General features: G+C 70.7%; 15 protein-coding genes. 5 read left to right on the forward strand and 10 right to left on the reverse strand.

The window, feature by feature from the left end:
• Complete coding sequence (locus tag ON759_RS13015; protein WP_271680821.1) at positions 1 to 1,203, forward strand: dipeptidase; 1,203 nt, start codon at positions 1 to 3, stop codon at positions 1,201 to 1,203.
• 57 nt (positions 1,204 to 1,260) lie between these two features.
• On the opposite strand, the gene ON759_RS13020 is transcribed toward ON759_RS13015, so the two are convergent.
• Both ON759_RS13020 and ON759_RS13025 read right to left on the reverse strand, forming a co-directional pair.
• Positions 1,261 to 1,446 (reverse strand): 30S ribosomal protein THX, encoded by a 186-nt coding sequence (locus ON759_RS13020; RefSeq protein WP_271680822.1) that lies wholly within the window; start codon positions 1,444 to 1,446, stop codon positions 1,261 to 1,263.
• 167 nt (positions 1,447 to 1,613) lie between these two features.
• A complete protein-coding gene (locus ON759_RS13025) occupies positions 1,614 to 2,021 on the reverse strand; it encodes a MerC domain-containing protein (RefSeq protein ID WP_271680823.1) in 408 nt (135 codons plus the stop codon).
• A 93-nt stretch (positions 2,022 to 2,114) separates the two neighbouring features.
• Between ON759_RS13025 and ON759_RS13030 the strand changes: the two genes are divergently transcribed.
• Entirely contained in the window at positions 2,115 to 4,340 is a 2,226-nt protein-coding gene (locus ON759_RS13030) for a TonB-dependent receptor (protein WP_271680824.1), read from the forward strand.
• Positions 4,341 to 4,437: 97 nt separating this feature from the next.
• Here the strand turns inward: ON759_RS13030 and ON759_RS13035 are convergent, their stop codons facing one another.
• Both ON759_RS13035 and gltX read right to left on the reverse strand, forming a co-directional pair.
• Positions 4,438 to 4,929 (reverse strand): transcriptional repressor, encoded by a 492-nt coding sequence (locus tag ON759_RS13035; RefSeq protein WP_271680825.1) that lies wholly within the window; start codon positions 4,927 to 4,929, stop codon positions 4,438 to 4,440.
• Positions 4,930 to 4,938: 9 nt separating this feature from the next.
• Positions 4,939 to 6,345, reverse strand: a complete 1,407-nt coding sequence (gene gltX / locus ON759_RS13040; protein WP_271680826.1) for a glutamate--tRNA ligase — start codon at positions 6,343 to 6,345, stop codon at positions 4,939 to 4,941.
• A gap of 143 nt (positions 6,346 to 6,488) precedes the next feature.
• Between gltX and lpxH the strand changes: the two genes are divergently transcribed.
• The gene (gene lpxH / locus ON759_RS13045; protein ID WP_271680827.1) at positions 6,489 to 7,211 is read left to right on the forward strand and encodes a UDP-2,3-diacylglucosamine diphosphatase; all 723 of its coding nucleotides are present in this window, start codon (positions 6,489 to 6,491) and stop codon (positions 7,209 to 7,211) included.
• A gap of 6 nt (positions 7,212 to 7,217) precedes the next feature.
• On the opposite strand, the gene ON759_RS13050 is transcribed toward lpxH, so the two are convergent.
• The 5 genes from ON759_RS13050 to folC all read right to left on the reverse strand — a co-directional run bounded on the left by ON759_RS13050 (position 7,218) and on the right by folC (position 12,575).
• The gene (locus ON759_RS13050) at positions 7,218 to 7,655 is read right to left on the reverse strand and encodes a COG3650 family protein (protein ID WP_271680828.1); all 438 of its coding nucleotides are present in this window, start codon (positions 7,653 to 7,655) and stop codon (positions 7,218 to 7,220) included.
• A 65-nt stretch (positions 7,656 to 7,720) separates the two neighbouring features.
• Entirely contained in the window at positions 7,721 to 8,524 is an 804-nt protein-coding gene (locus ON759_RS13055) for a ferritin-like domain-containing protein (RefSeq protein WP_271680829.1), read from the reverse strand.
• Positions 8,525 to 8,725: 201 nt separating this feature from the next.
• Positions 8,726 to 10,195 (reverse strand): amidophosphoribosyltransferase, encoded by a 1,470-nt coding sequence (purF, locus tag ON759_RS13060; RefSeq protein WP_271680830.1) that lies wholly within the window; start codon positions 10,193 to 10,195, stop codon positions 8,726 to 8,728.
• 32 nt (positions 10,196 to 10,227) lie between these two features.
• Positions 10,228 to 11,220 carry an SPOR domain-containing protein gene (locus tag ON759_RS13065; RefSeq protein ID WP_271680889.1) on the reverse strand — a complete coding sequence of 331 codons (993 nt, stop codon included), beginning with the start codon at positions 11,218 to 11,220 and terminating at the stop codon, positions 10,228 to 10,230.
• 62 nt (positions 11,221 to 11,282) lie between these two features.
• Complete coding sequence (folC, locus tag ON759_RS13070) at positions 11,283 to 12,575, reverse strand: bifunctional tetrahydrofolate synthase/dihydrofolate synthase (RefSeq protein ID WP_425608484.1); 1,293 nt, start codon at positions 12,573 to 12,575, stop codon at positions 11,283 to 11,285.
• An 80-nt stretch (positions 12,576 to 12,655) separates the two neighbouring features.
• Between folC and ON759_RS13075 the strand changes: the two genes are divergently transcribed.
• Entirely contained in the window at positions 12,656 to 13,411 is a 756-nt protein-coding gene (locus ON759_RS13075; protein ID WP_271680832.1) for a DUF3313 domain-containing protein, read from the forward strand.
• On the opposite strand, the gene ON759_RS13080 is transcribed toward ON759_RS13075, so the two are convergent.
• Positions 13,408 to 14,058, reverse strand: a complete 651-nt coding sequence (locus tag ON759_RS13080; protein WP_271680833.1) for a histidine phosphatase family protein — start codon at positions 14,056 to 14,058, stop codon at positions 13,408 to 13,410. The genes ON759_RS13075 and ON759_RS13080 overlap by 4 nt on opposite strands.
• Before the next feature lie 104 nt (positions 14,059 to 14,162).
• On the opposite strand from ON759_RS13080, the gene ON759_RS13085 reads away from it, so the two are divergent.
• Positions 14,163 to 14,555, forward strand: coding sequence for a DUF3224 domain-containing protein (locus tag ON759_RS13085; RefSeq protein ID WP_271680834.1), 393 nt, complete (start codon positions 14,163 to 14,165; stop codon positions 14,553 to 14,555).
• The last annotated feature ends 38 nt before the right edge of the window (positions 14,556 to 14,593 follow it).

A 14,593-nucleotide genomic window follows, 5' to 3' on the forward strand; every position in this document is an offset into this window, starting at 1 on the left:
ATGCGCCCTGCCCTGCTCGCCGCCTCGCTGCTCGCCCCACTCGCCCTTGCCGCACCTGCCGCCTACGCGCAGGACGCGGCGACACGCCTCGCACGCGATGCGCTGATCGTCGATACCCACATCGACGCGCCGGGCATCCTGATGGACACCTGGGCCGACCTTGGCGTGGAGGCGAAGGACCGCGAATTCGACTACCCGAAGGCACGCGCCGGCGGCCTCGATATTGCGTTCATGTCGATCTACACCTCGCCGAAGCAGGACGCGGACGGCAGCGCCTGGCAGGTCGCCAACGCCATGATCGATGGCGTGGAGGCGCTCGCGCAGCGGCATCCCGGCAAGTTCGCGGTGCTGACCTCGCCGCGCGACGTCGAGCGCCTGCGCGCGGGCGGCCGCGTGCTGCTGCCGCTTGGCATGGAGAACGGCGCGCCGCTGGGCGACAAGCTGGACAACGTGCGCTTCTTCTTCGAGCGCGGCGTGCGCTACATCACCCTGGCGCACAGCGCGAACAACCGGATCGCCGATTCCTCGTATGCGCTGGAGAAGACCTGGAACGGCTTGAGCCCGTTCGGCCGCGAGGTGGTCCGCGAGATGAACCGGCTGGGCATCATGGTCGACGTCTCGCACCTCGGCGATGCCTCGGCGAAGGAGGCCATCGCGCTGAGCACGGTGCCGGTGATCGCCAGCCATTCCGCGTTCCGTCATTTCACCCCGGGCTTCGAGCGCAACATCAGCGACGAGATCGCGCGGCTGGTCGCGGCCAAGGGCGGCGTGATCCAGGTGCCGTTCGGCACCGCTTTCATCAACCCGGCCAGTGCCGCGAACACCCAGGCGCATTTCCGTGCGATCAACGACTTCAACAAGCGCAACGCGGAGCTGAAAGCGCAGGGCCAGCCGGAGCTGGACCGCAAGGCCTTCGACAAGACTTGGGATGAGGCGCATCCGCCGTTGCAGAGCACGCTGGCGCAGGTGCTGGACCAGCTCGACTACGGGGTGAAGCTGGTCGGCATCGACCACGTCGGCATCGGCTCGGACTTCGACGGTGTCGACGGCGAGCTGCCGCCGGAGCTGAAGACCGTGGCCGACTTCCCGCACCTGGTCGCGGGATTGCAGGCGCGCGGCCACCGCGAGGCCGACATCCGCAAGCTCCTCGGCGGCAACCTGCTGCGCGCATGGACCGCGATCGAGGCCGGCGCCGGCAAGTAAGCCCGCAACGAAAAAGCCCCGCGCGGGCGGGGCTTGATCTGCTCCCGGCGGGGAGGCTTATTCCTTGGCGGCCTTCTTGGCCACGACCTTCTTGGCCGGGGCCTTGGCCACGGTCTTGGTCGCCTTCTTCGCGACCGGGGCGGTCGCCATTCCCGCGGCCTTGGCCACGGTCCGCGAGCGGGCGTTGCCGTAGCTGGAGTTGTAGCGCTTGCCCTTGGCGGTCCTGCGGTCGCCCTTGCCCATGGTGTTGCTCCTGGATCGAATCGAGTGAATGGGTCGCGCCACGCGCGAGGGCGCGGATTCTAGCACGTCGCCGGCATGTCCCGGCCGGCGCCCCCCACCAGGGCAGAGGATCGCAAGCGCACGCCGGGAAGGCAGCACACCTTGGGTTGATCCGGGCGCAGCCGGGATCAATGCGCGCAGCTGGGTCCGTGCACGTGGCCGGCGTTCATCCGCAGGTTGGCCAGGTGCGCCAGCCCGACCAGGGTGCCGCCGACGGTCATCATCCCCGCATGCACCCACTGGGCTTGGTGCAGGGGCGGATACAGGATGCCGACCCACAGGATCAGCAGGCCCGGCAGCATCAGCGCCAGGGCCTGCCACAGGCGGTGGCGGCGGTAACCGGAGACCAAGCTGTACAGGCCCACCGCGCTGGCGAACAGCACGAACGCGACCTCGATCCGCTCGCCCAGGAGGCCGGCCAGCCCGATCGAGGGCAGCAGCGCGATCACCACCGGCAGCAACGCGCAATGCAACGCGCACAGCAGCGATCCGGTCGCGCCGAGGCGGTCGAGCAAGGCGTGGTGGCGGGGACTCATGGTCTGGATAGGACTTCAGGTAGGGTGCAATCGCCTGCGATTGATATGTTATAACATTTTTGACGCACCCAGCTTACCGGAAGTAGCCCACCCATGCGTGAATCCCATTCCCCCCTCAAGCGCGCGGCCCTCTCGGCCGCGCTGTCGCTCGCCCTGGCCCCCTTCGCCGCCGCGCAGGCGCAGCAGGCGCCACAGGCCGAAGACCACACCCGCCAGCACGGGCACCCGTCCGAGCCGAAGAACCTCCAGGCAGTGGAAGTCCGCGCCACGCCGCTGGCCGACACCGCCGAGAACCTGACCATTCCGGTGGAGGTCCTGGCGGGCAGCAAGCTCGACGAAGCCAAGGCCGGCACGCTCGGCGCCACCGTCTCACGCCTCCCTGGCGTGCAATCCGCCAGCTTTGGCCCGGGCGTCGGCCGGCCGATCATCCGCGGGCTCGACGGTGCGCGCGTGCAGGTCATGAGCGACGGGCTGGGTTCCGGCGACGTGTCCACCGTGAGCGTGGACCACGCGGTCTCCATCGAACCCTTCCTTGCCGACCAGATCGAGGTGCTGAAAGGTCCAGCGACGCTGCTGTACGGCAGTGGCGCGATCGGCGGCGCGGTCAACGTGGTCGACGGCCGCATCCCGGAATCGCTGGGCGATGCGCCCTTCTCCGGTCGCGCGGAACTCCGTGGCGGTAGCGTGAATGACGAACGTACCAGCTTGTTGCGACTCGACGGCAACACCGGGGCATTCGCCTTCCATTTCGACGCCCTGCACCGCGAGGCCGGCGACTATGCGATCCCCGGCTACGCCGAGAGCGCCGCGCACATGGCCGAGGAGGGCGAAACACCCGATCCGGATGAAAAGGGCACGCTGGACAACAGTGCGGTGCGCACCGATGGCGCGTCGCTGGGCGTGTCCTGGATCGGCGGCAGCGGCTACCTCGGCGCCGCGTACAGCCTGTTCAACACGCGCTACGGGATCCCCGGCGGCGCCCACCAGCATGCCGCGGGCGACGGCGAGCACGACCACGAAGGCGAGGAACACGAGGGCGAAGGACACGAAGAGGAAGGCCCGGTCCAGATCCGCCTCGACCAGCGCCGGACCGAGGTCCGCGGTGGCTGGAACGCGATCGGCCCATTCGCCTCATTGCGCGTGAAATTGGCCAACACCGACTACACCCACACCGAATTCGAGGGTGAGGAGGTCGGCACCGTGTTCTTCAACGACAGCACCGAACTGCGCGCGGAACTCGTGCACCAACCGATCGCCGGGTGGGACGGCGCACTGGGCCTGCAGGCCAGCAAGCGCGATTTCTCCGCCGTGGGCGCGGAAGCCTTCGTGCCGTCTTCGCTGTCACGGGATGTCGGGATCTTCTGGGTCGGCAAACACGGCTTCAACATCGGCGGGCGCGACCTGCAGCTCGACCTCGGCCTGCGCCACGACCGCGTGCGCATGGATGTCTCGGGTACCGCGCCCGACCGGGACTTCGCCAACACCAGCGCGTCGCTCGGGCTGACCTGGCACGCCAGCGACGCGCTGCACTTCAACGTCGGCCTCGATCGCGCGCAGCGTTCCCCGACCGCGGAAGAGCTGTATTCGAATGGCCTGCACGTCGCAACCGGCGGCTTCGAGCTGGGCGACGCCGGGCTCGACCGCGAGACCGCGAACCGGATCGAGGTCGGCATGCGCGTGCACCATGGCCCGATCGAGGCCGCCATCACCGCCTGGCGCGCGGACTACCAGGACTTCGTCTTCCTCGCCAGCACGGATGCCGAGATCGAAGGCGCGCCGTTGCGCGTGTGGCACCAGGGCGATGCGCGCTTCACCGGCGCCGAAGCCAAGCTGGACTGGGATATCGCCGACACCCGCAGCGGATCGTGGACGCTCGGCCTGTTCGGCGACCTCGTGCGTGCGCGGCTGGACGACCCGGCCGGCACCACCAGCACCATCGAGGTCGAAGTCCCGCACGACGACCACGCCCACGCGATCGAGGCCAACGTAGCAACCGGCGGCAACCTGCCGCGCATCGCCCCTGCGCGGCTGGGCGCCCAGCTGCGCTGGGAATCCGGCGCATGGCGGGCATCGCTTGGCGCTGTGCGTTACGCGCGCCAGGACCGGGTGGCCGAATTCGAGGAGGAAACGGCCGGCTATACCCTGGTCGACGCACACGTCGCCTGGCATCTCGACGGCACCGACGGACGGGCGCTCGAAGTGTTCCTGGACGGCGCCAACCTCACCAACCGCGAGGCCCGCCCGCACACGTCCTTCCTCAAGGATGTGGTCCCGCTGCCGGGTCGCAACATCATGTTCGGCGTGCGCGCGTTCTTCTGACTGTCCCAGGCCGGGCCATGCCGCCCGACGTAGACCCCTTCATCGTTGCGGCACTGTTCGGTCATTCCTGGTTAGCGTTGGCCCGCTTGGCTTCTTGTCAAGTGACCGCTGCGCACTTCGCGCACAGGCCATGCACTTCCAGCGTCTGCGCCTGCGGTGCGAACCCCAGCGCGCGGGCGGCGGCATCCAGCTGGCCGACGATGCCGGCATCCTCGAGCTCGGTCGCCGAATGGCAGCGGTCGCAGATCAGGAACGGCACCGAATGCTGCGCGGCGTTCGGGTGGTGGCAGGCCACGAACGCGTTGATCGATTCCAGCTTGTGGATGAAGCCGTTCGCGAGCAGGAAATCCAGCGCGCGATACACCGTCGGCGGCGCCGCCGCGCCCGCACCTTCGCCCTCGCGCACCTGCTCCAGCAAGTCATAGGCCTTGATCGGCCTGCCCGCCTCGGCCACCAGGCCGAGCACGCGCAGGCGGATCGGGGTCAGCCGCAAGCCCCGCTCGCTGCACGCGCGTTCCACCGCGCCGACGAAGCCCGCCGCGTCGTGGACGTGGTGGGTGGGGTCGGTGCAGGCGTGCGGATGGGCCATGGCGATGATCTAGGGGCCGGCGGGCAGCATCGCAAGGGCGGCATCGATCCGCGCCAGCGCCTCGTCGCGCCCGCAGAGATACACCGTCCAGCCGATGTCCGGGCTGACCTGGCTGCCGGTGATGGCGACGCGCAGCGGCTGCGCGATCTTGCCCATGCCGATGCCGAGCGCCTCGGCGACCGCCTTCACCACCTCGTGGATCGGATCGGGCGACCAGTCGGACAGTTCGGCAAGCCGCGCCCGCATCTGCGCCAGCGGTTCGCGCGCGGCTTCCTTGAGGTGCTTGGCCACCGACGCCTCGTCGTACACCGTCAACGGGCCGAACCACACCGCCGATTTCTCCGCCATCTCCTTCAGCGTCTGCGCGCGCTCGCGCAAGGCGATGACGAGTTCGGCGGGCTTCGGGCCATGCGCCAGGTCATACCCAGCCTGTTGCAGGTGCCAGGCGAGGTGCTTCGCCACCGCCTCGGGATCGTCCGACTTCAGGTATTGCTGGTTGAGCCAGCCGAGCTTGGCCATGTCCAGGCGCGCGGCCTTCGCATTGACGTCGGCGAGGTCGAACAGCGACTGCATCTCCGCGATCGAGAACACTTCCTGGTCGCCGTGCGACCAGCCCAGCCGCACCAGGTAGTTCAACAGCGCATGCGGCAGGTAGCCGGCGTCGCGGTACTGCATCACGTCGGCCGCGCCGGTGCGCTTGGACAGCTTGGCGCCCTGCTCGTCGAGGATCATCGGCAGGTGCGCGAAGTGCGGCACGGGCGCGCCCAGCGCCTGGTAGATGTTGATCTGGCGCGGCGTGTTGTTGACGTGGTCGTCGCCGCGCACCACGTCGGTGATGCGCATGTCGATGTCGTCCACCACCACCGCGAAGTTGTAGGTGGCGTAACCGTCGCTGCGGAAGATGACGAGGTCGTCGAGCTCGCTGTTGGCGATCTCGATCCGGCCCTTGACCTTGTCGTCCCACGCGACCACGCCATCCAGCGGGTTGCGGAAGCGGATCACCCGGTTGGGATCGTCGCGCCAGCCCGCGTCCGCATCGCGATAGGCGCCGTTGTAGCGCGGCTTGTCGCCGGCAGCCATCGCCGCCTCGCGCATCGCCTCGAGTTCTTCCTTGGTCTCGTAGGCGTAATAGGCGTGGCCGGACGCGACCAGCTGTTCGGCGACTTCCTTGTAGCGATCGAGGCGATGGGTCTGGTAGATCGGACCCTCGTCATAGTCCAGGCCCAGCCAGTCCATCGCCTGCAGGATGGCGTCGATCGCGGCCTGCGTGCTGCGCTCGCGGTCGGTGTCCTCGATCCGCAGGATGAACTGCCCGCCCTTGCGGCGCGCCTCCAGCCAGCAATACAGCGCGGTGCGCGCGCCGCCGATGTGGAGGTAGCCGGTCGGGGACGGGGCGAAGCGGGTGCGGACGGTCATGGGGATGCAGGTTCTGGAGTGCGGCGTATTTTAGCCTGCAGCCGGCGGGTACCCCTTCGCGGCTCCTGCGAACATCCTGTTCGAGTCGCCGCCGCAGCCACCCGCCAGCCGCAGGCAATCCGCCGCATCCTTAGAATCACGCCATGACCACCCTGTTCGTCTCCGACCTCCACCTCGACCCGTCGCGCCCCGCGATCACCGAGCTGTTCGGCCGCTTCCTGGATGGCGAGGCGCGCTGCGCCGATGCGCTGTACATCCTTGGCGACCTGTTCGAGGCCTGGGTCGGCGACGACGATCCCGCCGAGACCGGCGCCTTCGTGGCCGGGCGGCTGCGCGCTCTGGTCGATGCCGGCGTGCCGGTCTCCTTCATCCGCGGCAACCGCGACTTCCTGCTCGGCGCAGGCTACGCGCGGCGGTGCGGGATGCGCCTGCTGCCGGATCCCGCGGTGGTGATGCTGCACGGCGAGCCCACCCTGCTCCTGCATGGCGACCTGCTGTGCACCGACGATGTCGCCTACCAGCAGTTCCGCGCGCAGACCCGCGACCCGGCGTGGCAGGCGCGGTTCCTGGCGCAGCCCCTGCAGGCGCGGCTCGCCTTCGCCGCGCAGGCGCGCGCCGCCAGCCAGGCCCGGCACGGGGAATTGCAGGCCAGCGGGATGGCCGAGGCGATCACCGACGTCGCGCCGGCTACCGTGCAGACCTGGTTCGCCCGCTACGGCGTGCGCCGCATGATCCACGGCCACACCCATCGCCCGGCAATCCACGACGAAGGCCACGGCAACACGCGCATCGTGCTCGGCGACTGGTACGAGCAGGGATCGGTGCTGCGAGTGGATGCCGACGGCGCGGTGCTCGATGCGCTGTAGCAGCCGCTACTTGGCGGCTTCGCCGCAGCCGGCGTAGCTCATGTCGCCGAAGCGGAAGCGCGCGGACAACGCATAGACGTTGTCGGACATGCCATCGCTGCATTCGCCCGGCGACACCTCGAGCACGAACGGCTTGCCGCCGTGCGTCCCGCTCAGTTCCAGCGTGTCGCCGCGGGTCCGCCGCGTGCCCTGCATTGCGATGCCGGCCTGGTCATCGGGGGTGGTGAAGGTGAGCGTGTCGCCCTCCACGTTGACGTTCCAGAACGGCTCGGTGCCGAACGCGCGGAACACGGCCATGGGCGGCGTGGCGTCGCCGGGCGCGCGCTTGGCCATCGGGGCCTCCTGGATCGGGGTGGCGGCGGTCGTGGGCACGGGCGACGCCGTCATGGTGCAGCCAGCGAGGCCGAGGGCTGCGGCGAGCAACAGCGGACGAAGGCAGGTCATGGCACGGCTCCACACACGGGACGGGCCGAGCGAGTGTGCCGCATCCCGCGCCGGGGCGTCCGATTTCACCCGGCCGCGGCCAGCAGGCTCTCCAGTTCGTCGAGGTCGAAGCCGGCCTGCAGCCGCGCCTCGGTGTTGAACGGCTTGTGCAGCACGCCCGTGGCGTGCTCGCGCAGCAATTCGCGGAACCGCGCGCGCGGCTCGACGCGGGCGCGCTCGCAATGCCAGCGGTACCAGCGACTGCCAGCGGCGACATGCGCCACTTCCTCGCGCAGGATCACGTCCAGGATGTCGGCGGTGGCGTCGTCGCCCAGCGACCGCAGCTTCACGATCATCCCCGGGGTGACGTCCAGTCCGCGCGCCTCCAGTACCCGCGGCACCAGCGCCATCCGCGCCAGGCCGTCGTGCGCGGTCTTCTCGGCCATTTCCCACAGGCCGTTGTGGGCATCGAAGTCGCCGTAGTCGTGGCCAAGCTCGCGCAGCCGCGCGCGCAGCATCGCGAAATGGCGTGCCTCGTCCCTCGCCACCGACACCCAGTCGGCGTAGAACGTGCTCGGCATCCCGCGGAAGCGGTAGACCGCGTCCCAGGCCAGGTCGATGGCGTTGAATTCGATGTGGGCCACCGCGTGGATGAACGCGGCCCGTCCTTCGTCGCTGCCGAACCCGCGGCGCGGCAGATCGCGCGGATGCACCAGCCGCGGCCGCGGCGGGCGACCGGGCATGCGGATCGGCTCGGGCGGCGGCGCGTCCGTCGGGATCGCCAGCTCGCCACGCGCGAATGCATCGGCCATGGCCAGCGTCAGCGCGGGCTTGTCGTCCGGCGTGGCGGCGTCGAGGCAGGCGCGGGCGGCGGCGAACAGGCTGGTCATCCGGTAAGGGGCTTCCTGCTGAACGCGTCACCGGGTGCGTTCCAAGTCGCTCCCCGATACTCGCTTGGTTGGAACGCACCCGGTGACCCGCCCTGCAGCAGACTCGGGTCCTGATGGCGGGCAGGCCCCGCAACCAAGCGAGTATCGGGGAGCGACTTGCGGGGCCTGCCCGCCATCAGCTTCCCCGGATCCCGTGCATGGTTACCCAGCCCGCCGCTTCTTCTTCGCCTCGTCCGAGCGCAACTGCTTGATCCGCTCGAAGTAGCCGGGCTCGATCCCGGTCACGTATTCGCCGCTGAAGCAAGAGCTGTCGAACTTGCGGCCCGGGAACTTCGGGCCGGCGACCGCCGCCTCGAGGTCCGCCAGGTCCTGGTAGACCAGCCAGTCGCAGCCCAGCAGGTCCTCAATCTCCTTCTCGCTGCGGCCGTGCGCCACCAGCTCCTCGCTCGACGGCATGTCGATGCCGTAGATGTTCGGGTAGCGCACCGGCGGCGCCGCTGAGGCCAGGTAGACCTTGCGCGCCCCGGCATCGCGCGCCATCTGCACGATCTGCTTGCTCGTGGTGCCGCGCACGATCGAATCGTCGACCAGCAGTACCACCCGGTTGCGGAATTCCAGCGGGATCGGGTTGAGCTTGCGCTTGACCGACTTCGCGCGCTCGCCCTGCCCGGGCATGATGAAGGTGCGGCCGACGTAGCGGTTCTTGATGAAGCCCTCGCGGTACTTCACGCCGAGCACGTTGGCGATCTCCAGCGCGGAGTCGCGGCTGGTGTCCGGGATCGGGATGACCACGTCGATGTCGTGGTCAGGCCGCTCGCGCAGGATCTTCTCGCCCAGGGTCACGCCCATGCGCATGCGCGCCTTGTGCACCGAGATCTCTTCCATCATCGAGTCCGGGCGCGCGAAGTACACGTACTCGAAGATGCACGGCGCGTTGGCCTGCTCCGGCGCGCACTGCTGGGCGAACAGCTCGCCGCGCGCGGTGACCACGATGCCCTCGCCCGGGCGCACGTCGCGCACGCGCTCGAAGCCGAGGATGTCCAGCGCCACGGACTCGGAGGCCACGATGTACTCGTCGCCGCCGGCCGCGGCGCGCTTGCCCAGCACAAGCGGGCGGATCCCGTTCGGGTCGCGGAACGCGACCAGCCCCAGGCCCAGCACTGCGCAGACCACCGCGTACCCGCCCTTGGCGCGATGCGCCACGCCGGCGATGGCGCGGAACGCCGCTTCCGGGGTCAGCGCCCTCTGCAGGTCCAGCTCGTGCGCGAACACGTTGAGCAGGACCTCGGAATCGGACTCGGTGTTGACGTTGCGGCGGTCCTGCTCGAACACCTCGCGGCGCAGCGCATCGGTGTTCACCAGGTTGCCGTTGTGCGCCAGGGCGATGCCGAACGGCGAGTTCACGTAGAACGGCTGCGCCTCGTCGCTGCCCTCGCTGCCCGCGGTCGGGTAGCGGCAATGGGCGATGCCGACGCGCCCTTCCAGCAGCGCCATCGACTTCGCATCGAACACGTCGCGCACCAGGCCGTTGCCCTTGTGCACGCGCAGGCGGGTGCCGTGCACGGTGGCGATGCCGGCGGCGTCCTGGCCGCGGTGCTGGAGGACGGTCAGGCCGTCGTACAGCTGGGCCGCGACTTCGCTCTGGCCGACGATTCCGACGATGCCGCACATGGGGGTCTGTCCTGTTCCTGGCGACGCTGATGTCAGGGATGCGGGCGCACGATGCCGTCGATGCCGGCCTTGGCCTTGACTTGCGCCTTCAGCGCATCGGCCTCGGCGCGGTTCATCGCCGGGCCGACGCGCACGCGGGTGCGCTTACCCGACTCGGTCTGCACGACGTCGGTGAAGGCATTGAAGCCGGCGGCACGCAGCTTGTCGCGCAGGCTGGTGGCCGCGGCGGCATCGGCGAAGGCACCCACCTGCACCGCGAATCCGGTGCCTGCGGCAGGCGCCGCGGCGGCAGGCTGGGGCGCCGCGACGGGGGCAGCCGCCACCGGCGCGGGCTTCGCGGCGTCCGGCTTGGGTGCCTCGGCCTTGGCCACCTCCGGCTTGGCCGGTTCCGGCGCGGGCTTGGGCGGCGGCGGCAAGGCGACCGGCTTGGCCGGGGCCGCCGCGACCGGGGCTGGCATCGGCATCGAGGCGGCCTCTGGCGCCGTGGTCCCGGCATCCAGCGCGATCACCTTGGCATCGACCTTGGGGTTCAGTCCGACTGCGGTGAGCCGCGCGGATTCCGCCTGCGCGCGGTCGACGAACGGGCCGATGCGCACGCGTTCCGCGGCCTTGCCGGCCACCGTGGTCGCCTCGCGGTAGGCGGCCAGGCCGGCGCCGCGCAGGGCCGCGATCACCTTGTCGGCGTCGGCCACGCTGGCGTAACTGCCGAAGCTGACGGCGTAGTCGCCGGCGGCCGCCCCGGGGCCGTCCGCGGCGGCGGGCACAGCCGGCGTTGCGACGGGCTGCGCTGCGGCGGGATCGGGCATGCCGGTGGCACCGGCGGCCGAGGCGCCCGCGGGCGTTTCCAGCGGCAGGTCGATCGTCTGCATGTCGCCCGCTTGCTTCGGCTCGGCGGGGACGTCGAGGGACACGTCGGACACGCCGCTGTCGGGGGCCGGGCCCTTGACCAGCATGGGCAGGAAGATCACGCCCAGGGCCACCAGCACCACGGCGCCGACCAGGCGCTGCTTCATCGAGGCATCCATCAGGGGCGGCATCCTGGCGCGTCGGGGAGCGCGATTATAGCGGCGCGCGCCGGCGCACCGGCTTAACCGCGTCCGTCGTCCCCGCCCTCGAGCACGGCTAGGCCCGCCGCCGCGGCGTGGAACGACCCGAACACCAGCACCCGCCCCTCCGGGGCCGCCGCCGCGATCGCGGCGTTCAGCGCCGCGCCCACGTCCGCATGCCGGGATCCCGCTGCCGCAGCGGTGCCGGCCAGCGCGTGCGCGAAGTCCTCGACCGACTGCCCGCGCGGCCCGGCGGCCTGCGACCCGGCGAGATGCCAGGCCGCGATGTCGTCGGCGAGCGCCGCCACCACGCCGGCGCCGTCCTTGTCGCCCAAGGCAGCGAACACCGCCTGCGTCGGCTTGGCCGGCTGCGCCCGCAGCCAGGCGGACAGCGCACGCGCCGCCTGCGGGTTATGGCCAACGTCGACGACCACCTCGACGCCATCGCGGGTGAACCGTTGCAGGCGACCCCGGATCCGCGCGGTCGCGATGCCGCGCGCAAACGTGGCGGGCGTGATCGCCTCCTCGGCATCGAGCGCACGCAACGCGGCGATCGCGCAGGCGGCGTTGCGCAGCTGCACCGGCGCGTCCAGTGCAGGCGGCGGCAGGTCCATCGCGAAGCCGACCTCGCGCCAGCGCCAGGTGGTCGCGTCGAGCGGTTCGGCGAAGAAATCGTTGGCGATCCGCCAGGCCGGGGCACCGATCGCGTAGGCGTGGCGCAGCACGCTGGCCGGCGGGTCGTCGTCGCCCAGCACCAGCGGCCGGCCGGCGCGCGCGATGCCCGCCTTCTCGAAGCCGATCGACTCCACGTCCGGGCCGAGCCAGTCCTGGTGGTCGAGGTCGACGGTGGTGATGATCGCGGCATCGGCATCCACCAGGTTCACCGCATCCAGGCGCCCGCCCAGCCCGACCTCCAGCACCGCCAGGTCCAGGCCGGCGCGTTCGAACAGCCAGAGCGCGCACAAGGTGGCGTACTCGAAATAGGTCAGCGGGGTCTTGCCGCGCGCCGCCTCCACCGCGGCGAAGCCGGCGACCAGCGCTTGGTCGTCCGCCTCGCGGCCATCGATGCGCACGCGCTCGTTGAAGCGCAGCAGGTGGGGCGAGGTGTAGGCGCCGACCTTCCAGCCCTGGGCCAGGCCGATCGCCTCGAGGAAGGCCACGGTCGAGCCCTTGCCATTGGTGCCGCCGACCACGACCACGCGCCCGGCCGGGCGCCCGAGCGCCATCCGCGCGGCGACGCCGCGGATGCGGGCCAGGCCAAGTTCGATGCTGCGCGGATGCTGGCGCTCGATGTAGGCCAGCCACTCGTCGAGGGTTGCGTGCATGCGGCGCATCTTATCGGGGGAAGCCGCCCGCGCGGCCGCATCCGTCGACGAGCGCGGCACGTATCACTGGCATGTCGATCCATCGCCTCATGTCCCTGGCCCTCGCCTGCCTGCTGCTCGGCGGCTGCGCCAGCCTGCCCCCCGGCGCGGCGCGCGACGACGAGGCCGGCTTCCGCAACGTGCGCGAGCAGGCGCACTACCGCGTCCGCGTCCGCGAAGGGACGGCGCCCCTGCCCGAGGGATCGCGGTTCCGCCTCCCGGTGGTGCGGGTGGTCGACGACGGTGCCGGTCCCGGCATCAGCGAGGCGCAGGCCGGTGTGGTCGCCACGCATGCCGCGCGCAGCGTGTGCCTGGTGCTGTCGCCGTGGGTGCGCTGGGTAGATGAGGATGAGGCCGGCCGCATCGCACTGGACTTGCGGCGCATCGGCCAGAGCAGCAGCGGGCTGGCGGCGACGTCGGCCGTGATCGATGCGGTGGTGCCCGGGCCGTTCCGGCTGCCGGCCGGCCTGGGCGCGCTCGAAGTGGACAGCCGCATCGAGGCCGCCGACGGCACGCCGGTGCTGGAGCTGCGCTGGGCCCGCGGCGCCAATCCACTCCTGCATCGCGCCCGCGCCTCGTCGATCGGCGATGCGTGGGAACTCGCGCCCTCCCACGCGCGCGACCTCAAGGCCGCGCTCGCCGCGCTGCATCCCGTCGCGCAACCGGACGAGGTGCGCAAGGCCAACCTGGCCGCCTGCAACGCCCGCTTCGGCGAAGTCAGCGTCGCCGGCCGCGCCGCGTCGTTGTTCGTGCCGCTGTCGCCTGAGGCGCTGGACCCGTCGGACGACGAGGATCCCTCGCCCTAGAGCGCGCGATGCACCGCTTCGCCGAACAACGCGGTGTGGTGGCTGCAATCGTTGAGGCGGACCACATCGAGCGCCTCCACGCCGTCGCCTTCGAGCAGGTTCAGGGTGGTCGGCGCCTGCCGGAAGGTCCACAGCCGCGCCAGCGGGATACCCAGCACCCGCGCCAGCAACACGCGGTTCACCGCATCGTGGGCCACCACCAGCAACGTCTCGTTGGCGCCAAGGCCCGCCGCCGCGCGTGCAAACGCGGGCCAGGCGCGGTCCAGCACCTGCTGCAGCGATTCGCCGCCGGGCCCCGGCATCAGCACGCTGTCCGGCGCCTCGCGCCAGGCGCGCAGGCGCTCGGGATCGCGCGCCGCGATCTCGCTGGCAAGCAAGCCCTCCCAGTCGCCGTGGCCGATCTCCTTCAGGCCGTCGTCGAAGCCGAGCTGCGCCGCCCGGGCCTCGCCGAGGGCCAGTTGCGCGGTGCGCGTCGCGCGCGACAGCGGGGAGGCGACCGCGCGGTCGATGCGCACCTCGCGCAGGCGTTCGCCGAGGGCGCGTGCCTGGGCCAGCCCGACCTCGGACAAGGGGATGTCGACCTGCCCTTGGTAGCGGCCTTCCGCGTTCCAGGGTGTCTCTCCATGGCGGGCAAGCAGGATCCTCATGCGCAGCGCGTCCCGGGCGATGTTGCGGTGCACCAGCGTAGCAGGTTGGCCACGGTTGGGGCGCACGACGCTACGCTGTCGCCCCACCCCTACCGGACACCGCCATGCAGGCCAAGGGCGAATTCGAAGTCACCCGCATTCCGCAGCAGGAACTGGACATCGGCGGCGACGCCCGCGTCGGCCACTCGCGCTTCGACAAGCGCTTCCACGGTCCGCTGCAGGCGACCAGCGTGGTCCACATGCTGGCGGTCATGGCACCGATGCCGGGTTCCGGCGCCTACGTCGCGATCGAGCGCATCGAAGGCACGCTCGACGGCCGCCGCGGCAGCTTCTACGCGCAGCACAACGGCATCATGGATCGCGGCAGGCCCTCGCTGGACCTGACCGTGGTGCCGGACACCGGCACCGATGGGCTGGCGGGCCTGCACGGCCGCATCGCCATCGACATCGTCGACGGCAAGCACTACTACACCTTCGATTACGACTTCCGCGACTGAGCCACACATGCAAACGCCGGCGCGAGGCCGGCGTTTGC

Origin of the sequence: Thermomonas mangrovi (assembly GCF_028201335.1) — a bacterium.
Classification (GTDB): domain Bacteria; phylum Pseudomonadota; class Gammaproteobacteria; order Xanthomonadales; family Xanthomonadaceae; genus Thermomonas; species Thermomonas mangrovi.